This is a genomic window from Vicinamibacterales bacterium, assembly GCA_035699745.1.
Taxonomy (GTDB): Bacteria; Acidobacteriota; Vicinamibacteria; order Vicinamibacterales; family 2-12-FULL-66-21; genus JAICSD01.
In genome coordinates this window covers 56,976-79,031 of the sequence record DASSPH010000060.1, presented here as the reverse complement: position 1 = coordinate 79,031, position 22,056 = coordinate 56,976, and the positions used below count along the sequence as shown (strand labels likewise).

Genomic DNA, 22,056 nt, shown 5'->3' with positions numbered 1-22,056 from the left:
GCCGGCAGCCAACAGCTGAGGTAGGACCTGCGTTCACTCCGCGCGGCCGCGGAGTGATAATGCGCACGATGCCTGCGCAGCACGTCGCCGCCTTCCACCACTCCGACGGCTTCATCGTCGACCGCGTCGCGTCGTTCGTCGCGGAGGGACTCGCGGCCGCCGAGCAGGTGGTCGTGATCGCGACGCTGCCGCACTGGAGCGCCGTGACACGACGGCTGCACGACCAGGGCGTGGCGTACGGCCGCGCCGCGGCGAACGGGAGCCTCGTGCTCGTCGAGGCCGACCAGGTGGCCGACACCCTCACCGCGGGCGGCGAGTTCGATCTGAACGGGTTCCGCGCCACCCTGCAGCCGTTCCTGAAAGCGGGCGCCAGGGTGCGTATCTACGGCGAGGTCGTGTCGCTGCTGGTCCAGCGCGGGCAGATCGAGGGCGCGCTTGCGCTGGAGCGCCTCGGGCACGAGCTCGCCGCCGCGTTCGACATCGGCATCTTCTGCGGGTATCACACCAGCGGCGCGAGACGGCTCACCTCGCGCGAGCTCGCCGCGATCGAGAGCCTGCACCATGCCAGCGTCTCCGAGGAGCAGCACTTTCATGCCGTGCGCTTCTACCAGGACCGCGACTCGCTCGCCCGCATCGTGGCGCAGTTCCTCGGCGAGGGGTTCGCCGCCGGCGCTCCCGGCATCGTGATCGCGACGCCCGAGCATCGCATGACGCTCGAAGCGGTCCTGGCGTCGTACTGCTTCGACGTCCCCGGACTCGAGTCCGGCGGCGATCTGATCATGCTCGACGCCGCGCAGCTGCTGTCGCAGTTCATGGTCGGCGACATGCCCGACGCGTCGCGGTTCAGGGACGCGGTCATCCCGCTGATCGAGCGCGCCAGCCGCGGCCGGCCCGGGTGCGTGGTGCGCGCGTACGGCGAGATGGTCGACGTGCTGTGGAAAGCCGGGCACACGGCCGCCGCGGTGCGGCTCGAAACCATGTGGAACCAGCTGGCGCGCACGCACACCTTCGCGCTGTTGTGCGGCTACTCGATCGGACACTTCTACAAGGATGCCGCGTGCCGTCAGGTGCCGGGCCTCCACACGCACGTGTGGTCGGACGGCGGCCCGGCGGCGATCGCCAACTGACCTCGGGGTGACCCGCTTCGCTCCATGATCGTGGCCGCAGACGGCTCCGTGAGGCCGGTTTCCAGCGCGCGCCGCCTGGTGCGGACGACTGCGATCGGCGCGGCGATCGCCGCCGTCTACATCGCTGCGGCGCACTTCGGATTCCGCGTCGCCTTCGTCGCCGAGCAGATCACTACCGTCTGGGCGCCGACCGGCATCGCGATCGCCGCGCTGCTGCTGGGCGGCATCCGCCTGTGGCCGGCGATCTGGATCGGGGCATTTGCGGCCAATGCCGCGACGACCGCCCCGATGTGGACGGCGGCAGCCATCGCCACCGGCAACACCCTCGAGGCGGTGGCGGCCGCCTGGCTGCTGCGCCGGCGGCCGGAGTTCGCCGCGACGCTGGCGCGCGTCGGCGACGTCACCGCTTTTCTCGTCGTCGCGGTGGTGGCGAGTCCGGTGGTCAGCGCCACGGTCGGGGTGACCACCCTGTGCGCGGCGGGCGTGCAGCCCTGGAATGCCTTCGCGGCGCTGTGGTGGAACTGGTGGTTCGGCGACGCACTCGGCTCGGTGATCGTCGCGCCCGCCATCCTCACCACCGTCCGTCAGCGGTGGCCCGGGCGGCGGCTGGCGCTCGCGGCGATCTTCGTCGGCGGCGCGGTGATCGTGGCCTACGTGGCATTCGGGATCGTTCCGCTGCGCCCCCACCCTGCCGAGTACATCGTCTTTCCTCTCGTGATCGCCGCCGCCGTCAGCGGCGGCCCCGCGGTCACGTCGCTGGTCGTCCTCGGCGCCGTGTCGGTGGCGGTCTGGCAGACGCCTCCCGGCAGCGCCCTCGTACTCCTGCAGCTCTTCATGGGCGTGCTTGCCGCGACCGCGCTGCTGCTCGCGGCCGCGATCGCGGAACGGCGGCGGATCGAAGAACGCGAGCGGGAAGCGGCGGCGGTCCTGCGGCACCGCGAAGAGATGCTGAGCCTGGCGCAGCGCGCCGGCGGGGTCGCCACGTTCGAGTGGGATTTCCGCCGCCAGACCGCGCACTGTTCGGCGGAGTTCTTCGCCATCTTCGGACTGCCGGCCCGGGCCGGGGTGATGACCGCAGCCGAGTGGAGCAAGTACGTGCACCCCGACGACCGGCAGCGCATGAGCGTGCATCTCGCGCGCGCGCTGGCGGGAGAGGAGCCGGCGGCTGCGGATTACCGCATCGCGACCGCGGATGGACGGCTGCGCTGGCTCAGTTATGCCGGCAAGCTGCAGAGCACCCGCGACGGCGAGCGCATGCTGGGCATCGTCGTCGACATCACCGACCGCAAGGCGCTCGAGCGCGAGCTGCGCGATCACGGCGACGTGCTGTCGCGCAGCGAAGAACGGTATCGCCGCATCTTCGAGAGCACCGGCGTGTCGCTGTGGGAGGAGGATTTCAGCGACGTCAAGGCGATCCTCGACGCGCTGGGCCTCCGCGGCGAGGCGCTCGAAGCGCACCTCCGCTCGCATCCCGGGGTGGTCGACGAGTGCGTCGCGCGTGTGAAGATCGTCGACGTCAACCCGGCGACGCTGCGACTCCTCGGCGCCGCCGACAAGCGTGCGCTGGTCGGATCGCTGTCCCGGATCTTCCGTCCCGAGACGCGCGAGGTGTTCATCGGGGAGCTGCTGGCGCTCGCCGGCGGAGACCGCGACTTCACCGCCGAAGCGGCCGTACAGAGCGTCGACGGCCGCCGCGTCGACGTCCTGCTCAGCGTCGCGTTCCCGCCGCCGGACGAGCCGCCGGCCAGCGTTCTGGTCAGCCTTGCCGACATCACCGGCCGCAAGCAGGCGGAGATCGCGCTCCGCAGGGAAGTCGAGGTCCGCACCGCGCTGGCGCTGGAGAACGAGCGCCTGTACCAGGAAGCGGAGCACGCCAACCGCCTGAAGGACGAGTTCCTCGCCACCCTCTCGCACGAGCTGCGCACGCCTCTCAATGCGGTGCTCGGCTGGGCGCACATGCTCCGGGAAGGCACCCTCCAGCCGGCGATGCGTGAGCGGGCGCTCGAGTCCGTGGAGCGCAACGCCAAGGCGCAGGCGCAGCTCGTCGAAGATCTGCTCGACGTCTCGCGAATCGTCGCCGGCAAGCTGCAGATCCGCAGCGACGCGGTCGATCTTGCGGCCGTGGTCTCGAACGCGGTCGAGACCGTGCGCGCCGGCGTGAGCGCGAAGCAGTTGACGCTCGAGCTTCAGGTGCCGCCCGCGAACGCGGTGACGGTCATCGGCGATGCGGACCGGCTGCAGCAAGTGGTCTGGAACCTGGTGTCGAACGCCATCAAGTTCACCCCGAACGGCGGACGGGTCGACGTCGAGCTGCGACAGAACGACTCCGCGGCCGAGATCGTCGTCTGCGACACCGGACAGGGGATCGACCCGGCGTTCGCGCCGCATCTGTTCGAGCGGTTCCGGCAGATGGACGCCTCGAAGACGCGCGTGCACGGCGGCCTCGGCCTGGGACTCTCGATCGTCAAGCACCTGGTGGAGGCGCATGGCGGCACCGTGCAGGCGGAGAGCGAGGGGACCGGCCGCGGCGCGACATTTCGCGTGCGGCTGCCGCTGCGCGCCGCCGGCGCGGCCGTCCCACCCAGCTCGCCTCCAGGAACTCCCACCGCGGCGAATGTGCTCGCCGGCGTGCGTGCGCTCGTGGTCGACAACGAAGCGGACGCACGCGACCTCACCCGCCACATGCTGGAACAGCGCGGCGCTGCGGTGGTGACGGCCGGGTCGGCGGGAGCGGCGCTGCACCGTCTCGCGCACGAGCGCTTCGACGTCCTCGTCGCCGACATCGGCATGCCGGAACAGGACGGCCTCGCCCTGATCCGCGCGCTCCGCGCTTTCCCCGCGCACCTCGCGAATCGCGGGATACCCGCCGTCGCGCTGACGGCTTACGCCGGCGCCGCGGCGCAGGCGGAGGCCCTCGACGCCGGTTTCAATTCGCACGTGGAGAAGCCGGTCGAGCCCGAGGCGCTCGTCGGCGCCGTCGCGTCGCTCTCACGCATCGTCCGGCCGTAGACGGCGCGCGCGTATGGTCCGCCATCGCCCGCCGGTCGCGTGCCCTCTTGACCGACCAATTTGGTCGGATATAGGCTTACTTTAATCCGACCGTTCTGGTCGGCTATTGGTTTGAAAGGGAAATCGATGCCGTTTCGCTCGTTCGTGCGCCGGATCGTGGCTGTTTCCAGCCTCGCCGGCGCTGCCGTTTTCGCTCCGGTTCCGGCGCTCGCCGCCCATTCGAACACCGACCCGCAAATCGCCTTCAGGTTCGACATTCCCGCAGGGCCGCTCGACGCGGCGGTCGCGGCATTCCGCCAGGTGACGGGCGTGACCGTCTCGGTGGAGTCCTCGCTCGCCGCCGCCGTGCAGAGCATCCACTCTCCCGGCGTCCGCGGGACCTTCACCGCGAGCCAGGCGCTCGAGCGGATGCTCGAGGGGACCGGACTCGCTCACCGGCTGTCCGGCGCCAACGCCTACGCCATCGACGTCCGTCCCGTATCCGAGAACGTCGAAGTCCACGGCAGCCTTTCGGACGCCGCCGCCGGATCGACGACCGCGACCCGGACGCTGACGCCGCTGCGCGATGTGCCGCAAGCGGTCACGGTGATCACGCGCAGCACCATCGCCGATCAAAGCATGCAGAGCATGGCGGACGTCGTCCGCTACGTGCCCGGGGTCGGAATGGGACAGGGTGAAGGCAACCGCGACACCCCGATCCTGCGCGGCAACAGCACCACCGCCGATTTCTTCGTCGACGGCGTGCGCGACGACGTGCAGTACTTCCGCGACTTGTACAACGTCGAACGCGTCGAGGCGCTGAAAGGGCCGAACGCGATGATCTTCGGCCGCGGCGGCGCCGGCGGCGTGATCAACCGCGCCACGCGCCAGGCCGACTGGAGCACGGTGCACGAGCTGACCGTTCAGGGGGGCTCGCACGACAATCGCCGCCTCTCGCTGGATCTGGGTCGTCCGCTCGGCGCGCTGGCCGCACGCGTGACCGGCATGTACGAGAACTCGAACTCGTATCGGGACGGCGTCGGCGTCGAGCGCTACGGCGTGAATCCGACGATGGCGCTCACGCTCGGCGCGTCGACGATGATCCGCGCCGGATACGAACGCTTCCACGACGATCGCACGGCGGATCGCGGGGTGCCGTCGTTCGCCGGGCGGCCGCTCGACACCGCCCCGTCGGCGTTCTTCGGCGATCCCGACGCGAGCAACAGCGTGGTGACCGTGAACGCGCTCACCGCGGCGGTGGATCGGCGGATCGGCGCAAGCGTGCTGCTGCGCAACCGGGCGCGGTTCGCGGACTACGACAAGTTCTACCAGAACGTGTTTCCGTCGGCGGCGGCCGGCGCCGGCGGATCGGACGTCGCCATTTCGGCCTACAACAACCGCACCGCGCGGCAGAATGTCTTCAACCAGACCGATCTGAACCTGACGGCGTTCACCGGGGCCGTCAAGCACGTGCTGCTGGCCGGCGCCGAGTTCGGCCGGCAGCAGACCGACAACCGGAGGCAGACCGGCTACTTCACCGCGGTCGGCCCGGCGGTGACCTCCGTGACCGTGCCGGTCAGCGCTCCCACGATCTCCGTGCCGGTGACGTTCGCGCCCAGTGCGACCGACGCCGACAATCACGGCGTGGCGACAGTAGCGGCGGTCTACGCGCAGGATCAGGTGGAACTGTCGCGTCACGTGCAGGCCGTGATCGGCCTGCGCTTCGACCGGTTCGACGTCGACTTCCACAACAACCGCACCGGCGCCGATGTCGCGAGCACCGACAATCTGCTGTCGCCGCGCCTGGGCATCATCTACAAGCCCGTGGAACCGGTGTCGCTGTATGCGAGCTACAGCCTCACTTACGTCCCGCGCGCCGGTGAGCAGTTGTCGTCGTTGTCGCTGACCAATCAGTCGCTCGATCCCGAGAAGTTCGTCAACTACGAAGCCGGCATCAAGTGGGACCTGCGGCCGGCGCTGTCGCTCACCGCGGCGGTCTACCGCCTTGCCCGCACCAACGTCGTGGTCCCCGACCCGGCCGACGCGACCCGCTCGATCCTCGTGGACGGCCAGCGCACGAACGGCGTCGAACTCGGCGCCACCGGGCACCTCACGCGCGCGTGGAGCGTGGTCGGCGGCTACGCCTACCAGGACGGCAGGATTACGCAGACGCTGTCGGCGAGCGCGAAGGCGGGCGCCCGGCTGGCGCAGGTGCCGCGGCATGCCTTTTCGCTGTGGAACCGTTATGACGTGACGCCGCGCTGGGGGATCGGCGCCGGACTCATCCGCAGCGCAGACATGTTCACGTCGACGGACAACACGGTCGTGCTGCCGTCGTTCACGCGCGTCGACGCGGCGCTGTTCCTGCGGCTGTCGCGCGCGCTCTCGGCGCAGGTGAACGTCGAGAACCTGCTCGACGAACGCTACTTCGCGTTCTCGAACGGCAACAACAACATCACGCCCGGTTCGCCGCGCGCGGTGCGCGTCTCGCTGACGGCACGGTTCTGAGCCCCGCCTCTACTCGAGCGCGCGGATCACGCGGCAGGGGTTCCCCGCGGCGAAGACGCCGTCCGGGACGTCCCGCGTCACGACGCTGCCGGCGCCGATCGCGCTGCGCGCGCCGATCCGCACGCCGGGCAGGATGACGGCGCCGCCGCCGACCCAGACATCGGATCCGATGTCGATCGGCTTCGCGGTAGTGGGCTCCCTGCCTTAAGCGAACTTAATGTGCGCGTCATGCACGGCTCACGTGGATCGCGTTCAATCTGGACTGCGCCGTAACCATGCGCCTGACCACTGGCGACGCTCGTGGAGTGCGTCACGCCCAGCCAACGCCGTCGACCGGTCCCCTCGCCGCGTCGGCAGCCCTCGCGGTCGGGTTGCTCTCGGTGTTCGTACTGGATCAGGCGAGTGGTTCGGCGCCCGTGCAGCACCTCTACTACGTGTTCATCGTGCTCGCCGCGATCCGCTTCGGGTTCGCGGGCGGCATCGCCGCCTCGCTGGTCGCCATCGTCCTGTACCATGTCGCCAATCCCCGCCTCCTGGCCTTCCAGCATCAGCAGTGGGACTTCGTGCAGGTCCTGCTCTTCGTGGCTGTCGGCCTCGTCACCGCCCGGCTGGTAGACGACAACCGCCGGCTGGACCTGCTGGCGCGCACGGACGATCTCACGGGACTGCACAACCTGCGCTCGTTCGAACAGCGGCTGCGCGCGATGTTCCGGGCCTGCCGCGCGGCGAACGAGCCGCTGGCGATGCTGGTGCTCGATGTCGATCGGCTGAAAACGCTCAACGACACGCACGGCCATCTCGCCGGCGCGGAAGCGGTGCGGACCGTGGGGCGAGTGATCGCGGCGCGGCTGCCGGCGGGCGCCGCCGCGTGCCGCTACGGCGGCGATGAGTTCGTGGTCGCGCTCCCCCGGTACGACGCGGCCGAGGGGCAGGTCTTCGCCGACGCGCTTCGCGCGGCCGTGCAGGCCGAGGCCCCGGATCTGGCCGGGATCTCGTTTCCCGCCGGGACGCTGTCGGTGAGCATCGGCGTCGCCTGCCAGCGCTTCGGCCTGCGCTGGACGCCGCCGGATCTCTCGGAAGCCGGCGAACGGCTGTTCCGCGCCGCGGATCGCGCGCTGTACCGGGCCAAGGAGCTGGGGCGCAATCAGGTCTCGGTCGCCGGCCCCGGCACGGTGCATGATGAGGACAGCGGCCAGCGATGCGCATCCTTGTAGTCGAGGACGATCAGAGAGTCGCCAGCTTCATTCAGAGCGGCCTGGGCCAGGAAGGCTACGCGGTCGACGTCCTGCACGAGGGAACGTTCGCGGGCGAGCAGGCGCGCACGGTGGACTACGACGCCGTCATCCTCGACGTCATGCTGCCGGGCCGATCCGGGTTCCAGGTGCTGCGCGACATTCGCGCGCGCAAACCGTCGCTCCCGGTCGTCATGCTGACCGCGAAGGACGCGGTCGACGACCGGATCGCCGGGCTCGACAGCGGCGCCGACGACTACCTGGTCAAGCCGTTCGCGCTGGCCGAACTGTCCGCGCGGCTGCGCGCGGTGCTTCGCCGCGGCGCGCCGCGCGAGAACGTCCTGCGCGTGGCCGATCTCGAGGTCGACACCATGACGCGGACCGTGCGCCGCGGCGGACGCCGGATCGCGCTCACCGCCAAGGAGTACGCGCTCCTCGAATACCTGATGCGCAACAGCGGCCGTCCCCTCACCAAGTCGCTCATCATCGAGCACGTCTGGGACATTCACTTCGACAGCGTCAGCAACGTCGTCGAAGTGCATGTCAATTCGCTGCGCAACAAAGTCGATCGGGAGTTCTCGCCGCCGCTGATCCACACCGTGCGCGGCGTCGGCTACGTGCTGACGGACACGCCGCCGTGATTCCGACGCTGCGCTCGCGGCTGACCCTGGTGTACGCCGCGGTGTTCGGCGTCGTGCTGATTGCCATCGGGGCGATTTCCTACAACGTGCTCGCCTACCAGCTCGACGCGGACGTCTCCACCAACCTGGCGGGGCTCACGCGCGGCCTGCACGGCTACCTCCGCGTCGCCGACGGGGCGCCGGCAGTGGTGTTCGATCCCGCCGACCCGGCGCAGGCCGCCTTCGTCGACGAGGCGACGCGCTACTACCAGCTCTTCGACGCGGCGTCCGGCGAGCTGATCCTGCGCTCGACGGCGCTCGCGCCTCTCGGCCTCGAGCTCACCCCCGCCGAAGTGCGCCAGTTCCGCCGCCGGCCGTCCACGTTCGACGTCCAGACCGACTACGGCCGGCTGCGGGTATCGAACAGCGTGATCGACGCCGGCGGACGGACGTATCTGCTCCAGGTCGGCGTCTCGCTCGAGCCGCGCGACGCCGTCCTCGAGCGATTCCTGATCCTGCTCGCCGTCGGCGTGCCCGCGGCGCTGGTGGCCGCCATCTTCGTCGGGCGCTGGGCGGCGGGGGTCGCGCTGCGGCCGCTGTCGCAGCTCTCCGCCGCGACGCGGGGGATCGACATCGCCGGGCTGCGGCAGCGGCTTCCGGTGCGCGGCGCCGGAGACGAGCTGGACGACGTCGCGATCGCGTTCAACGAGACACTGTCCCGCCTGGAGCACGCCGTCGGCGAGATGCGGCAGTTCAGCACCGCGCTCGCGCACGAGCTGCGCACGCCGCTCGCCGCGCTGCGGGGGGACATCGAGTTGTCGATGCTGACCGCTCCCGCGGACGACGAGGCACGGCGCCGCCGCGCCGGACAGCTCGAGGAGATCGACAAGCTGAAAGCGTTGATCGAGCGGATCCTGCTGCTCGCCCGGGCGGAAGCCGGCGAGATCGCGATCCACGAGACCGACGTCGATCTTGCCGCGCTCGCCGAAACGCTGGTCGAACAGATCGAGCCGGTCGCGCGCGCCAAGGGGCTCACCCTGCGATTCGAGCGCGGCGGCGACGTGGCGGTGCGCGGCGATGCGGACTGGTTGAAACGGGTCGTCCTCAACCTGCTCGACAACGCGATCAAGTTCACGGGCGAGGGCGGCGCCATCACCGTCGCCGTCTCCTCGCGCGACGCCGAGGCGCGCCTGACCGTCCGCGACACCGGCATCGGCATCGATCCCGCGGACGCGGCGCACGTCTTCGAGCGCTTCTTTCGCGCCGACCCGGCGCGGTCGTCGGTGGTCGACGGCGCCGGACTCGGACTGAGCCTGGTGAAGTGGATCGTCGACCGTCATCACGGGCGGATCGACGTCGAGACGCGGCCCGGCGAGGGGGCCACGTTCACAGTGACGCTGCCGCGGCAGGTTAAGTGAACTTAATCCGCCGCTCAGGGCCTCCTCACGCGCGTCGGGTCCAATAGGGACAGACGACACGCGGATAGGAGGACTCATGAAGAGACAGATTACGATGGCGATGATGGTCGGCGCGCTGAGCCTGGTGCCGCTGGCGGGTTTCGCGTCGCCGGCGCCGGTCCAGAAGGGCGCGGCGAAGCCGGCACAGAAGGCGAGCGTGGCCACGCACGCCACCCGCGGGACGGTGAAGTCGGTCGACGACAAGACGCTGGTGATCACACGCGCCGGCAGGAACCACTCGGACATGACCTTCGCCGTCAACGGCGCGACGCAGAAGGACGGCACGATCGCGGCCGGCGCACCGGTGTCCGTCCGCTATCGCGAAGACGGCAAGACGAACGTGGCGACCGCCATCCGGGTCGAGTCGGGCAGGAAGCACGGCGCTCCGGCCCGGTGACGGCGCCTCGGCGGCTGCTCGAGCTCACGGGTCCCGCGGGGGGCCCGCGAGTTCCCCGTCTCGCTGCGGGCATCTGACTGTATAGAATTGCTCCGGGTCGCCCGCGATGCCGATCGGTCCTTCCGGCGAGACGGCACGGTTTGCGCCGTACGAAGTCCTCGGACCGCTCGGCAGCGGCGGCATGGGCGAGGTCTATCGCGCGTGGGACCCGCGGCTGCACCGCGAGGTGGCGCTCAAGGTCCTGCGCGAGCACTCGGGCGCGGATCCCGATCGCCTCCGCCGCTTCGTCGCCGAGGCGCGCGCCGCCAGCGCGCTCAACCATCCCAACATCCTCACCGTCTTCGACGCCGGCGTCGACGGCCCGGCACCGTACATCGTCACCGAGCTGATCGACGGACCGTCGCTGCGCGACGAGCTGCGCGCGGGTCCGGTGCCGCTCAAGCGGCTGCTCGACGTCGCCGCCCAGATCGCGGACGGCCTCGCCGAGGCGCACGCCGCCGGCATCGTCCATCGCGACCTGAAGCCCGAGAACATCATGATCACGCGCGGCGGGCGCGTGAAGATCCTCGACTTCGGCCTCGCGCTGCCCACCGGGTCCGCCGTCGCGCCCGTGCCGCCGTCGGCGCTCAACGGCGACACGGTGACCGAACCGGGACTGATCTCGGGGACCGTGCCGTACATGAGTCCCGAGCAGGCGCGCGGGGGGGCGACCGACTACCGGTCCGATCAGTTCTCGTTCGGCTTGATCCTTCACGAGATGGCGACCGGGCAGCCGCTCTTCCGGCGCGGCACACCGGCGGCGACGCTGGACGCGGTGATCAACGAGGACCCGCCGCCGCTGACCGCGCGCGTTGCCAACGCGCCCGTTCTCCTGTCGTGGATCGTGGAGCGCTGCCTCGCGAAGTTGCCCGCCGATCGGTACGCGAGCACCGCGGATCTTGCCCGCGATCTGCGCATGCTTCGCGACCGGCTGTCCGAGGCGCAGCGCCCCGGCCCGCCGGCGGGCCGCGCGGTCCGGCCGTGGATGGCGGGTCTGAGCGCCGCGGTCGTGATCCTGCTGATCGCGCTCGCCGCCGCGGTATCCGTCGCGTGGCGGCTGAACGGCGAGCGCCCGGCAGTGGATCTCTCCCAGGTGCGCTTCCGCGCGGTCGCCGCCGGCGCGGCATACGAGGGGCTGCCGGCGATCTCGCCGGACGGCGAGTTCGTCGCCTACGCGGCGGACGTGGGCGGCGTGCTCCAGATCTTCACCCGGCGGCTGTCGGCGGATACCGCGGCGCAGGTGACCGCATCCGCGTACGACTGCAAGCACCCGTTCTGGTCGCCGGACGGCAAGCGCCTCTACTACGTGTCGCTGGCGCGCCAGCGCGAAGGCATCTGGTCGGTCGGCGCTGCCGGGGGCGCGCCGCAGGTCGTGGTGGAGAACGCGACGCGCGCCGCGATCTCGCCGGACGGCCGCACGCTGGCGTTCCTGCGGGATGACGAACGAGCGGACACGATCGGCACCGCCGCGCTCTGGCTGGCGACGCCGGAGGGGAGCGCGCCGTGGTCCAGCGACGCGGTGCAGCGCGCCGCGCGGCGCCACGAGCCGTTCGGCGCGATGCGGTTCATCGACGCCGCCCTGGCGTTCTCGCCGGACGGCCGCAGCATTGCGGTGTGCGGCGTGCCCGGCGTGCGCGAAGACCGGATGTGGCAGTTCTGGATCGTACCGCTGCCCGGCGGAGAGCCGCGCCGGCGCCTGCAGTGGTGGTCGGACGCCGGACCGCGCCACGTCAGCTTGAGCTGGTTCGCCGACAGCCGGCACGTGGCGCTTGGCGTGATGTCACTGTCGACGCCGGGCTCGCACCTCTGGATCGCCGATCTGCAGACCGATCGCGCCTGGCCGCTGACGCGCGGCGCCGACAGCGAATCGTTCCCGTCGGTCTCCGCCGCCGGCGATCGCGTCGTCTTCACCCGGGGAGAGCCCGACTACGACCTGGTCCGCATCCCGCTTGGCGCCGGCGCCGCCCCCCGGCCGCTGTTCGCCACGCCGCAGAGCGAGTCCGACCCGACGCTCTCCCCGGACGGCGCGGCGCTCGCCTACGTCACCGACCGCAACGGTCCGGACGAGATCTGGCGGCGCGCGCTGGATGGCAGCGTCGATCGGCCGCTGATCACGCAGCGCGAGTTCGGCGCCGACCGCACCGTCATGCTGAGCAGTCCGGCATTCTCCCCGGACGGACGCCACATTGCCTATCAGCGCAACGGCTTCGCGCCGCGGTGGCCGCTGCGCATCTGGATTTCGCTGGTGGAAGGCGGCGCGCCGGCGCCCCTGCTGCCGGCGAACCATGAGGGGCTCCACAGCGGTCCGACGTGGTCGCCCGACGGGCAGTGGATCGCGTTCGCGCAATGGACCGGCGGACAGTGGCAACTGGCGAAAGTCCGCGTCGGCAGCGGCGACGCTCCCATCGTGCTGCGCCGCGACGGCGTCGCCAACGCGGCACCCCACTGGTCGCGGGGCACGCCCGAGTGGATTACCTGGGAAACGGCCGCGGGCCTGATGCTCGTCTCGCCGGACGGCACGCGGCAGCGCGAGCTGTCGAAGGAACAGTGGCTCGTGCACACCTGGTCGCACGACGGCAGGCAACTCCTCGGCATCCGGCAGAGCGACGACCGGCGGCTGATGCTGGTCGGGCTCGCGGTGGAGTCCGGCCGCGAAACCGTCCTCGCGGACCTCGGCGCGTCGATCGCGTTCAACAATCCGGTGAAGGGGCTGACGCTGACCGACGGCGGGCGCGCCGTCGCGACCGCGCTGGTCCGGCCCCGCGGCGATATCTGGCTGGCCGAAGGCATCCGCATCCGGATAGAAAAACCATAGAAACACGACGGCCGCCGCCTTGACTCGCCGCGGCGGCGGGCGTAACGTCCAGCCCTGTGGAGGGCGCGATGCTGCGACGCTTCTGTGTGCCGGTCCTGATTGCGGGATTGATGGTGTGGGCCGCCGCCGATGCGCTCGCGTGCGGCGACAAGTTCCTGCGCGTCGGCCGCAGCCCGCGGTTCCGCGCCTACGCCTCGGTTCATCCGTCCGCGATCCTCGTCTACGCGCCGCGGTGGACGCCGCGCGGCATCGCCGAATTCGAGCAGATGCTGAAGCGCGCCGGTCACAAGCCGATGACGGTCACGACGGCGGGCGCCATGACGCGCGCGTTCGGCGCCGGCAGATATGACGTGGTGATTACCGGCTACGCCGACAGCCTCACGGTCCGCAAGGAAATCGACGTGCTGCCCTCGAGGCCGGCGCTGATGCCGGTACTCTACAAGCCGGCCAAAGCCGTCGCCGCGGAAGCGAGCGCCGCGTACGCATGCGTCCTGAGGCCGGACAGGATGTCGCCCTTCGAGGCGCTCGAGGAGATCGATCGCCTCATCGAGCTGCAGCTGAAGGGCGCCGCGAAGCCGTCCGCGAGATAGGCCGATGAAAGCGGCGGCTTCGTGCGCGGTCACGATCGTCCAGCTCGCCTCCGCCGCGATGCTGCACGCGCAGCCCTGGGTGCCTCCCCGAGGCGAAGGCAGCGTCTCGGTGACCTACCAGAACTACTACACGCTCGGTCACTTCAACGTGGCCGGAGAGCCGAATACCAACGGGGCGACACACAGCAAGGCGATGATGACGGAAGTCGACGTGGGGCTCACCGACACCATCGCCCTTTCGGTGTCGCTGCCGTTCATCTCGACGAAGTACACCGGGCCCGACGAGTACCTCGTCGGCGGTGTGATCACTCATCCAGGCCCCCTGGACCTCGATCGCCGGTATCACGGCGCATTCCAGGATGTCCGTGCGGAGCTGCGGCGCCTCTGGTGGGCGGGACCGGTCGCGATCGCTCCGCTCGTCGGCATCAGCCTTCCCACGCACGACTACGAGACCAGGGGCGAGGCCGTCGTCGGCCGTCACCGCCGCGAGCTGCAGGTCGGCGTCACCGCCGGCGCCGATCTGAATCGCATCCTGCCGCGCTCGTACGTGCACGGCCGCTACGCGGTGGCGCGAGGGCAGCGCATCGAGGGGTTTCCGTCACTCACGAGCCAGCTGAACGTCGAAGGCGGCGTCGAACCGACGTCCCGGTTCGGAATCCGCGGCATCGCGGGGTGGCAGTTCCGGCATCAAGGGCCGACGATTCCCGAGCTCGCGCGGCACGACTGGCTCGGCCACGACCGCTTCATCGTGTCCAGCTACTTCAACCTCGGCGCCGGGGTGAACGTCTCGCTGACGCGCAACACGGAGCTGCACGCGGTGTGGATCGCCACCGTGTCGGGCCGGAGCGGCGCGCACCGCGCGCGGATGCTGGCCATCGGCACCGCCTGGCGCTTCGGGCCGGGGGGCGGAGGATTCGGCGATTTCGGCGAGGTCAGCGCCGAACCGTCTCGGTCGACCCCGCGGCCGGCGGGATCCGGAACGTGACCACGACCGAGCCGAGCCGGATCTGATCGCCGTCGCTCAACAGGCGCGGCGCCGTCACCGCGTCGGCGCCGAGGTAGGTTCCGTTCTTGCTCCCGAGATCTTCGAGCGTGGCGCGATCGCCGTCGACGCGAATGCGCGCGTGCTGCCGGGACACGCCCGGCGCGTCGATCCAGACCTCCGCATCCGGCGCGCGCCCGAGGATGTTGTCGCCGTCGCGCAACTGCACCTGCCGCGTCGCCCAGAGCAGCCAGTACTTCACGGGCGGCGCGCCGCCGCGGCGCGCCGCGTCTTCGTCGATCGCGCCGATGAACCAGTATCCGAACCGGTGCAGCGTCCGGATGAAGATCGGATCCTCCGCCGAATCGTCGAGCGCCTGGCGCAGCTCCGCGACGAGGCCGGCGAGGTTGGTCTCCTGCACGTAGGTGGACGGCCACAGCTTCTGCAGCAGGTCCGCCTTCGACATCGCCTGCGCGCGGTTCTCGACCAGCGTCAGGAGGAGATCGAACGCCTTGGGCGAGACATGGCGCTCCTCGCCGGCACGAAGCAGGCGCCGCGTGCGGCCGTCGAGCACGAACTCGCCGAAGCGGTAGGTCACCGGGCCATTTTACGGGTCCCCACGGAATTCACATCACAGCTCCACAGCTTCCCCAAGACCCGCGGCCATCCCGCTCGCTACTCTCCGGCGGTCGGCGGCACCTCTGCGTGGCTGCCGCAGGAGGGAATATGTTCAAAGCGACCTGGCGTTCCTCGGCGGCGATGCTCTTCTCGCTCGCCGTCAGTGTTCCGGCGGCGGCGGATCCGTGCTCTCCGGTGATGGAGTGGAACCGGAACGCGCTGCAGGCGACGACGCTCACGACGCCCCCGCAGGGGGCGCTGGTGCAGATCCGCAGCATGGCGATCGTGCACGTGTCGATGCACGACGCGGTCAACGGCATCACCGGGCGGTATGCGACGTATCGCCCCGCGGCGCCGGCCGGGCCCGGTGCCTCACCGCAGGCCGCGGCGATCGCCGCGGCGAATTACGCGCTGACGCAGCTCTTTCCGGCTCAAGGCTGGGCGGACAAGCTCGAACCCTCGCTCGCCGCCTGCGGACTCACGCTGGCGGATCCGGGCGTCGCGTTCGGCCGTGCGGCGGCCCAGGCGGTGATCGCATCGCGCGTTCCCAACGAAGTGGCCGCCGCCGGCGATCCGGGCTACGTTGCGCCGAATGCCGGCGCGCCGGGCGTGTGGACCGAGACGGCGGTTCCGGCCTCGCCCAAATGGGGACAGATGAAGACGTGGGTGATCGGGAGCGGCGATCAGTTCCGCCCCGATCCGCCGCCGGCGCTCGACAGCGGCCGCTACGCCAGGGACCTGAACGAGGTGCAGCAGTTCGGCGTCCAGACCGGCTCCGCGCGCTCGGCCGATCAGACCAACATCGCCATCTTCTGGGACGGGTCGCCGTCGGCGATCTGGAACAGCGTCGCTCGCGGGGTCATCGACAAGAAGGGGCTCGACCTCTCGAGCACCGCGCGCACCTTCGCGCTGATGTACCTTTCAGGCGCGGACGCGAGCATCGCGTGCTTCGACGCGAAGTACACCTACAATTTCTGGCGCCCGATCGCGGCCATCCGCCGCGCCGCGGAAGACGGCAACGACGCGACCACGGCGGACCCGCTCTGGAGTCCCCTCATCACCACGCATCCGCACCCCGAGTATCCCTCGGGGCACTCGACCAACAGCGGAGCGATGGCGAGCGCGCTCGCGCTGTTGTTCGGCGACGCGCCGGGCGTGGCCATCGAAGCCGCCAGCCCGCGCAACCCCGGGTTCCCGCGCACCTGGGCGACCTTCAGCGAGGGGATCGACGAGGTCATCGACGCCCGCATCTACATCGGCTTCCACTTCCGCACGTCGGACGAGACCGGCGCGCGGATCGGCCGACAGGTCGCCCGTTTCGTCGTGAATCACGCGCTGAGAGAGGAGTGAGGCGGCCGGCAGGATCTAGCGGAAGCCGACGACCTGCCGAATCATGCCGTCGCTCTTCGTGAGCAGGTACAGCTCGCCGTCGTGGTCCTCCGCGAACCGCATGTCGACGCGGCCGCGGCCCGCGACGGCGGCTGCACCCGGCAGGGTGTCGCCCCGGCCGCCGCGGGCACGGAACGTCGCTTCGGTGAGCTGCCGAATGCCGCCGTCCACCTCGTGGAGCGGCGCCAGCGTCGCCGGATCGTCGTCGTCGGCGCGGCGCAGGTCCGCCATCTCGACGTACCACAGGCGGCCGCTCGCGATATCGCCGAAGAGCAGCTTGCCCTCGAGCGCCGGGATGCGGCGGCCGCGATAGACGAAGCCGTTGGCGATCGCGTCGCCGCCGATCGCCGTGTGCGGGTAGGCAATCACCGGGTACGTCGGCGTGATCGTTCCGCGCGCGACGGTGCCGGTGATCTGCAGCGGAATCGTGTCCTCCGCCGGAACCGGCCGCATGCCTTCGAGGGTCATCGCCTGCGGCCCTTCGCGCAGCGGATAGCCGTAGTTCGCCCCCTTCTTGACGATCATCACCGTTTCCCACGCCGTCAGGCCGATGTTGAACGCGATGAGACGCGGCGTTCGCGGCGGCGCAGGTTCGACATCCCAGATCAGCCGGTGCGGATTGCGCAGGCCGGCCGACCAGATCTCCTTGCGCGCTCCGGCCAGGGAAACGAACGGATTGTCGTTCGGGATCCGGTAGCGCCCGTTCTCGCTGATGGTGCTCGTGCTCGCGTGCTCGCGCAGGTCGGGGATGATGCGCAGGATCTTGCCGTTGAGCGTATCGAGCCGCTGCGGCGTCAGCCGGCGGACGTCCTTCTGCTCGCCGCTCCCCCCGTCGCCCGAACCGAGGTACATCACGCGCCACTCCGCGTCCCCGCGACGCGCCGACGGGTTGAACGTCATCTCGCCGAGCGGATGAATCGCCGATGACACCTGCACGCGCAGCAGCTCGCGCGCGGTCCCCTCGAACGTCGCGTTGGCGATGTCGCGGTCGGTCCACTCGATCAGCACCGATTCGCGCGTCACGACGGCGCCAGGCGGCATCGGCGTGGGCACCGCCGGCGTGGTCCGGTAGCCGGTCAGCTCGAGGCCGCGAACCACGCCGGGCCGCGGCTCGGACGGCGCGGCGGTGGTCGGGTCTTCCATGTGAATCGTGTAGAAGACGCCGTTGCGCGCGTAGTCGGGATCGAAAATGAAGTTGGTGAGCCCGGTCGCGAAGTTGCGCTCGAACGTCAGCTTCGCAAACAGGCCGGGACGGCCGGCGAGTCCGTTGAAATCGAGATACGTCGTGAGCTTCTTCGTCTGCTTGTCGAGGATGTAGAGCGGCCCGTTCTGATCGTTGATGAAGAAGCGTCGGCCGCCCGGCTCGTCGCGCATGAAATTGATCCGCGCCAGCTGCGCCATCGTCGCCGTGCCGTTCTTGTCGGCGGTGACCGGCATCTGAAGGTAGTCGGTCAGCTCGAGCTTCCGGCGCGGCGCCAGGTCGGCCGCCGGCCGCGGCGCGGCGGGCGCGGACGGTACGTCCTTCTTCGCCGCCAGGGCGCGCAGGTAGTTGACGACGTTCCAGATGTCGGCGTCCGGGAGGTGCCCCTCCCAGCCCATCATCATCGTCGGCGGGATGCCCTTCCTGATCACGGTATAGATCTCGCCGTCGCTCGACCCGAAGTCCCACTGGTCGTCCGTGAGATCCGGCGGCTGCTTGCCTCCCTGCTCGGCGATGATCGAGATGGTGACGCCGGCCTTCACCGCCCCCTGGCCGAGCGCGCCGTGACAGGCCGCGCAGTTGATGTCGTACGCCGCCTTTCCCGCCGAGAGCGAGGCTGCGGTCGGGGCGACCGGGTTCTTCAACGCGGCCGCGGCCGGGTTCGCGGGGCGCTGCGAAGACACCGCGGCACGGGCAAGGACGAGGACCAGAGATGCGGTGAGGAGGTGGAGGTCGCGTCGGCGCGAAATCACGCCTCAGTTTAGCGGATCGCCAGAGCCGCGACCTGTCGGACGCGCGCCTCGACGCGGTCGATGACAGCGTCCGGCGTGGACGTGCCCGCGGTCAGCCCCACCACCCCGGCGCCGTCGAACCACTCCGCGCGGACGTCGGCATCGGTCTGGACGTGATGCACGCGCGCGCAATGGCGCGCGCAGGTCTTCACCAGCTCGCGCGTGTTGTTGCTCGAACGGCCGCCGACGACGATGACGACGTCGGACTGGCGCGCCAGATCGATGGCCGCCGACTGCCGGTCCTTGGTCGGCTTGCACACGGTGTCGAAGAACCGCACTTCCGAGCGGGGGAAGCGCCGCCTGATCAGATCGACGACGTGCCGCACCTTTCCGAGCGGCTGCGTGGTCTGTGCGGCGACGCCGATCCGCGGGTGCTCCTCGAGGGCGAGCACGTCGTCGTCCTCGAGCACGACGTCGAACCGGTCGAGATCGCCGGTCAGCCCGCGCACCTCGACGTGGTCGCGCTGGCCGACGATGACGACGTGGCAGCCGTCGCGGACGAGGGCGGCGACGGCGCGGTGGGCGACGTGGACGAGAGGGCACGTCGCTTCCACCACGGTCAACCCGAGAGCGCGGGTGCGGGCGAGGGCGCGCTCCGACGTGCCGTGCGCCGTCACCATGAGCGTCGGGGTCCTGACCTGTGCGGGGTCCTGGGCAACCGCGATACCCTTGGAGTGGAGGGCGGCGAGCACGTCGGGATTGTGGACGAGATCGCCGAGAATCGTGAGCGGGCCGGCGTCGGCGTGCTCGAGCGCCAGCGCGATGGCGTCACGCACGCCGAAGCACATGCCGAGATGGGCGGCACGGACGATACGCATGCTTTACATTGTAAAGTTATGTCTTTAGAATGTAAAGCTGGAGGCGCGTGACTTCGACGGCAGATTCATTCGAGCGGCACCGTGCGGCGGTCGGCGCACGCCTCCGCGGGTCCGGCCACGTCCGGACCGGCCCCGGCAGCATCACCTGGAAGGTCAACCGCGAGAGGATCCTGGTGGCGGCCTGGGGACGAGCGATCCTCCTGCAGCTCGCGCACCCGGCGGTTGCGGCCGGCGTCCATCACCACAGTTCGTTCCGGGGCAGCCTGCGCGCGAGCGTCCGCCGCCTGCACTCGACCGTCGGCGCGATGCTGTCGCTGACCTTCGGCGATCGCGACGAGATGATCGCCGCCGCGGCGCGCATCAACACCATTCACGATCGCGTGCACGACGGCTCCGGCGCCAGCGAGCGGCAGCGCTACAGCGCGCACGATCCCGTCCTGCAGCGCTGGGTGCACGTCACGCTGCTCGATTCGATTCTGATCGCGTATGAGCTCCTGGTCGGGCCGCTGACGCGCGGGGAACGCGATCGCTACTGCGCGGAGGCGGCGATCATGGAGCCGCTGCTCGGCATGCCGGACGGATGGCTCCCGCGGGACGGCGCAGAGCTCGAGCGACAGATGCACCAGATGCTGGCAGGCGACGCCCTGGCCGTCGGCGACATCAGCCGCGCGCTTGCACGCGCCGTGCTGTACCCGCCGCGCTGGCGCTTCTTCTGGCCGGCGTTCCGCGCGACCCAGGTGCTGACGATCGGAACGCTCCCTCCCTCGGTCCGCGACGCGTATGGATTCGCGTGGCGCGCCCGCGACCGGCGGGCATTCGCGCGGTGGACCGCCATGCTGCGCTTCGTGCTGCGGCTGCTGCCCGCGTTCGCCCGCCATTGGGCGGCGGCGAGGCGGGGCCGGGGCTTTGGCAAGGCCGACGGGTCCAGCGCCGACGATTGCGACGGTCATGACTGGTTCTCCGGAATGAGACGTTCGACGATCACGACGTCGAGCCACCGGCCGTCGAGGCGCGCGTGCTTCTCGTAGACCCCCACCTCGCGGAAGCCGCACGCTCGACAGACGGCGCGGCTTGCAGCGTTGAAGGGGAAGATCCGCGAGACCAGCTTCCAGAAGCCCCGTTCGCGAGCGGCGTCGATCAACGCCGTGAGAAGGAGCCGTCCGACGCCGCGGCCGCGTGCCGAGCGATCGAGGTAGATCGAGAACTCCGCGATGCCGGCATAACAGTCGCGCGCACGGTACGCGCTCAGGCCGGCCCAGCCGAGCACCGCCTCGCCGTCCACCGCGACCAGCGTCGGAAAGCGGTCGCCGCCGGAGAGCTTCGCGCGGATGTCGCCGGCGGTGCGCAGCCCGGTTTCGAACGTGGCGCCGCGATCCTCGATGCCCTGGTTGTAGATCGCGGCGATCGCGGCGGCGTCGCTCTCCCGTGCGGGGCGAATCGCAGGGGCGGCCATCATCAGTCGTCAGCGGATCCGCCGGCAGCCGGAGCGCAGCAGCCGCCGACCGAGACGCCGGAACGGAATCGCGCGTGTGCCGCGCTCGCCAGGCCGCGGATGACGTGCACGACGGCGGCGCGCACGTCAGGCGCCAGCTCCTCGAGGAGCGCCTTCTGCTGCTCCACCAGATCGTCGGTGATCCGTTTGTACAACCGGCGGCCGCGCGGGGTGACATGAAGCGCGGTGGCGCGCGCGTCGGCCGGATCGGCGCGCTGCTCGACATACCCCTTCTTGACCAGCGAGCCGACCACCCGGCTGGTCGTGCTCTTGTCCAGGAACAGCTTCTCGGCGAGCGCGTTCAGGCGCAGCGGCGCGTGCTCGATCAGCATCTCGAGCGCGTAGCACTGCGTGACCGAGATGTCGTGGCAGCAGATGCGATCGCGGTCGCGAAACTGATAGACGCGGACCAGCTCCGCCACCGCCGCCTGCAGGGCGGCGGCATCGCGGCGCAGGTCCGGGGACCGGGGGGCGGAACGTTCGGTGGCTGCAGGCATGGTTGTCAGTGACAACTGTACGGACTGGGCTCCCCCGTGTCAACCGTGGCGGCGGAACCGCGCGATAATCGCCGCGTGACCACCGTACTCTTCGCGTGCGTCCACAATGCCGGCCGGTCGCAGATGGCCGCCGCCTGGTTCAACCGGCTGGCCGACCCGGGCAAGGCGCGGGCGATCTCGGCGGGCACCGAGCCCGGCCCTCGGGTGCACCCGGAAGTGGTGGCCGCGATGCGCGAAGTCGGCGTCGATCTCTCCGGCGCGGCCACCTCGATGCTGACCGCCGATCTGGCGCGGCAGGCGCAGATGCTGATCACGATGGGCTGCGGCGATCGGTGCCCCGTGGTCCCGGGCGCCAGACGCGATGACTGGCCGCTCGACGACCCCAAGGGGCAGCCGCTCGCGCGCGTGCGTGAGATCCGCGACGAGATCCGGCGCCGCGTCGAGACGCTGCTGGATCGTGAAGGGTGGCGGGACGCCGCGGTTCCCTGAGCGCCA

General features: G+C 70.5%; 19 protein-coding genes. 13 read left to right on the top strand and 6 right to left on the bottom strand.

The window, feature by feature from the left end; translation table 11 throughout:
* Window positions 1-68: 68 nt before the first annotated feature.
* The 3 genes from VFK57_13205 (at window position 69) to VFK57_13195 (ending at window position 6,623) form a co-directional block, all read left to right on the top strand.
* Window positions 69-1,127 (top strand): MEDS domain-containing protein, encoded by a 1,059-nt coding sequence (locus VFK57_13205; GenBank protein ID HET7696665.1) that lies wholly within the window; start codon window positions 69-71, stop codon window positions 1,125-1,127.
* Between the two features lie 24 nt (window positions 1,128-1,151).
* Window positions 1,152-4,136 carry an ATP-binding protein gene (locus VFK57_13200; protein HET7696664.1) on the top strand — a complete coding sequence of 995 codons (2,985 nt, stop codon included), beginning with the start codon at window positions 1,152-1,154 and terminating at the stop codon, window positions 4,134-4,136.
* 126 nt (window positions 4,137-4,262) lie between these two features.
* Entirely contained in the window at window positions 4,263-6,623 is a 2,361-nt protein-coding gene (locus VFK57_13195; GenBank protein HET7696663.1) for a TonB-dependent siderophore receptor, read from the top strand.
* A gap of 9 nt (window positions 6,624-6,632) precedes the next feature.
* Here the strand turns inward: VFK57_13195 and VFK57_13190 are convergent, their stop codons facing one another.
* Window positions 6,633-6,794 (bottom strand): hypothetical protein, encoded by a 162-nt coding sequence (locus tag VFK57_13190; protein HET7696662.1) that lies wholly within the window; start codon window positions 6,792-6,794, stop codon window positions 6,633-6,635.
* 134 nt (window positions 6,795-6,928) lie between these two features.
* On the opposite strand from VFK57_13190, the gene VFK57_13185 reads away from it, so the two are divergent.
* The 7 genes from VFK57_13185 (at window position 6,929) to VFK57_13155 (ending at window position 14,758) form a co-directional block, all read left to right on the top strand.
* The gene (locus tag VFK57_13185; GenBank protein HET7696661.1) at window positions 6,929-7,837 is read left to right on the top strand and encodes a diguanylate cyclase; all 909 of its coding nucleotides are present in this window, start codon (window positions 6,929-6,931) and stop codon (window positions 7,835-7,837) included.
* Window positions 7,822-8,496 (top strand): response regulator transcription factor, encoded by a 675-nt coding sequence (locus VFK57_13180; protein HET7696660.1) that lies wholly within the window; start codon window positions 7,822-7,824, stop codon window positions 8,494-8,496. Before VFK57_13185 ends, VFK57_13180 begins: the two co-directional genes overlap by 16 nt.
* Window positions 8,493-9,893: an ATP-binding protein gene (locus VFK57_13175; GenBank protein HET7696659.1), complete on the top strand. Its 1,401-nt coding sequence runs from the start codon at window positions 8,493-8,495 to the stop codon at window positions 9,891-9,893. Before VFK57_13180 ends, VFK57_13175 begins: the two co-directional genes overlap by 4 nt.
* 76 nt (window positions 9,894-9,969) lie before the next feature.
* Window positions 9,970-10,329 (top strand): hypothetical protein, encoded by a 360-nt coding sequence (locus VFK57_13170; protein ID HET7696658.1) that lies wholly within the window; start codon window positions 9,970-9,972, stop codon window positions 10,327-10,329.
* Between the two features lie 106 nt (window positions 10,330-10,435).
* Window positions 10,436-13,183 carry a protein kinase gene (locus VFK57_13165; GenBank protein ID HET7696657.1) on the top strand — a complete coding sequence of 916 codons (2,748 nt, stop codon included), beginning with the start codon at window positions 10,436-10,438 and terminating at the stop codon, window positions 13,181-13,183.
* 68 nt (window positions 13,184-13,251) lie between these two features.
* Entirely contained in the window at window positions 13,252-13,773 is a 522-nt protein-coding gene (locus tag VFK57_13160) for a hypothetical protein (GenBank protein ID HET7696656.1), read from the top strand.
* A gap of 4 nt (window positions 13,774-13,777) precedes the next feature.
* Complete coding sequence (locus tag VFK57_13155) at window positions 13,778-14,758, top strand: hypothetical protein (protein HET7696655.1); 981 nt, start codon at window positions 13,778-13,780, stop codon at window positions 14,756-14,758.
* Here VFK57_13155 and VFK57_13150 read toward each other — a convergent pair.
* Window positions 14,706-15,353, bottom strand: coding sequence for an FHA domain-containing protein (locus VFK57_13150; GenBank protein ID HET7696654.1), 648 nt, complete (start codon window positions 15,351-15,353; stop codon window positions 14,706-14,708). The genes VFK57_13155 and VFK57_13150 overlap by 53 nt on opposite strands.
* Before the next feature lie 128 nt (window positions 15,354-15,481).
* On the opposite strand from VFK57_13150, the gene VFK57_13145 reads away from it, so the two are divergent.
* Complete coding sequence (locus tag VFK57_13145) at window positions 15,482-16,723, top strand: vanadium-dependent haloperoxidase (protein HET7696653.1); 1,242 nt, start codon at window positions 15,482-15,484, stop codon at window positions 16,721-16,723.
* Between the two features lie 15 nt (window positions 16,724-16,738).
* On the opposite strand, the gene VFK57_13140 is transcribed toward VFK57_13145, so the two are convergent.
* Window positions 16,739-18,715, bottom strand: coding sequence for a PQQ-dependent sugar dehydrogenase (locus tag VFK57_13140; protein HET7696652.1), 1,977 nt, complete (start codon window positions 18,713-18,715; stop codon window positions 16,739-16,741).
* Window positions 18,716-18,723: 8 nt separating this feature from the next.
* The gene (gene ispH / locus VFK57_13135) at window positions 18,724-19,572 is read right to left on the bottom strand and encodes a 4-hydroxy-3-methylbut-2-enyl diphosphate reductase (protein ID HET7696651.1); all 849 of its coding nucleotides are present in this window, start codon (window positions 19,570-19,572) and stop codon (window positions 18,724-18,726) included.
* Window positions 19,573-19,619: 47 nt separating this feature from the next.
* Between ispH and VFK57_13130 the strand changes: the two genes are divergently transcribed.
* Entirely contained in the window at window positions 19,620-20,600 is a 981-nt protein-coding gene (locus VFK57_13130; GenBank protein HET7696650.1) for an oxygenase MpaB family protein, read from the top strand.
* Here VFK57_13130 and VFK57_13125 read toward each other — a convergent pair.
* Together VFK57_13125 and VFK57_13120 are read right to left on the bottom strand one after the other, a co-directional pair.
* On the bottom strand, window positions 20,519-21,025 hold the full coding sequence (locus tag VFK57_13125; protein ID HET7696649.1) for an arsinothricin resistance N-acetyltransferase ArsN1 family A: 507 nt from the start codon (window positions 21,023-21,025) through the stop codon (window positions 20,519-20,521). The genes VFK57_13130 and VFK57_13125 overlap by 82 nt on opposite strands.
* A 2-nt stretch (window positions 21,026-21,027) precedes the next feature.
* Complete coding sequence (locus tag VFK57_13120) at window positions 21,028-21,561, bottom strand: MarR family transcriptional regulator (protein HET7696648.1); 534 nt, start codon at window positions 21,559-21,561, stop codon at window positions 21,028-21,030.
* A gap of 75 nt (window positions 21,562-21,636) precedes the next feature.
* Between VFK57_13120 and VFK57_13115 the strand changes: the two genes are divergently transcribed.
* Window positions 21,637-22,050: a hypothetical protein gene (locus tag VFK57_13115; protein HET7696647.1), complete on the top strand. Its 414-nt coding sequence runs from the start codon at window positions 21,637-21,639 to the stop codon at window positions 22,048-22,050.
* The last annotated feature ends 6 nt before the right edge of the window (window positions 22,051-22,056 follow it).

Coding starts and splice junctions, on each gene's coding strand:
- VFK57_13205 (HET7696665.1), top strand. CDS start 69: ATGCCTGCGCAGCACGTCGCCGCCTTCCACCACTCCGACGGCTTCATC.
- VFK57_13200 (HET7696664.1), top strand. CDS start 1,152: ATGATCGTGGCCGCAGACGGCTCCGTGAGGCCGGTTTCCAGCGCGCGC.
- VFK57_13195 (HET7696663.1), top strand. CDS start 4,263: ATGCCGTTTCGCTCGTTCGTGCGCCGGATCGTGGCTGTTTCCAGCCTC.
- VFK57_13180 (HET7696660.1), top strand. CDS start 7,822: ATGCGCATCCTTGTAGTCGAGGACGATCAGAGAGTCGCCAGCTTCATT.
- VFK57_13170 (HET7696658.1), top strand. CDS start 9,970: ATGAAGAGACAGATTACGATGGCGATGATGGTCGGCGCGCTGAGCCTG.
- VFK57_13165 (HET7696657.1), top strand. CDS start 10,436: ATGCCGATCGGTCCTTCCGGCGAGACGGCACGGTTTGCGCCGTACGAA.
- VFK57_13160 (HET7696656.1), top strand. CDS start 13,252: ATGCTGCGACGCTTCTGTGTGCCGGTCCTGATTGCGGGATTGATGGTG.
- VFK57_13155 (HET7696655.1), top strand. CDS start 13,778: ATGAAAGCGGCGGCTTCGTGCGCGGTCACGATCGTCCAGCTCGCCTCC.
- VFK57_13145 (HET7696653.1), top strand. CDS start 15,482: ATGTTCAAAGCGACCTGGCGTTCCTCGGCGGCGATGCTCTTCTCGCTC.
- ispH (HET7696651.1), bottom strand. CDS start 19,572: ATGCGTATCGTCCGTGCCGCCCATCTCGGCATGTGCTTCGGCGTGCGT.
- VFK57_13125 (HET7696649.1), bottom strand. CDS start 21,025: ATGGCCGCCCCTGCGATTCGCCCCGCACGGGAGAGCGACGCCGCCGCG.
- VFK57_13120 (HET7696648.1), bottom strand. CDS start 21,561: ATGCCTGCAGCCACCGAACGTTCCGCCCCCCGGTCCCCGGACCTGCGC.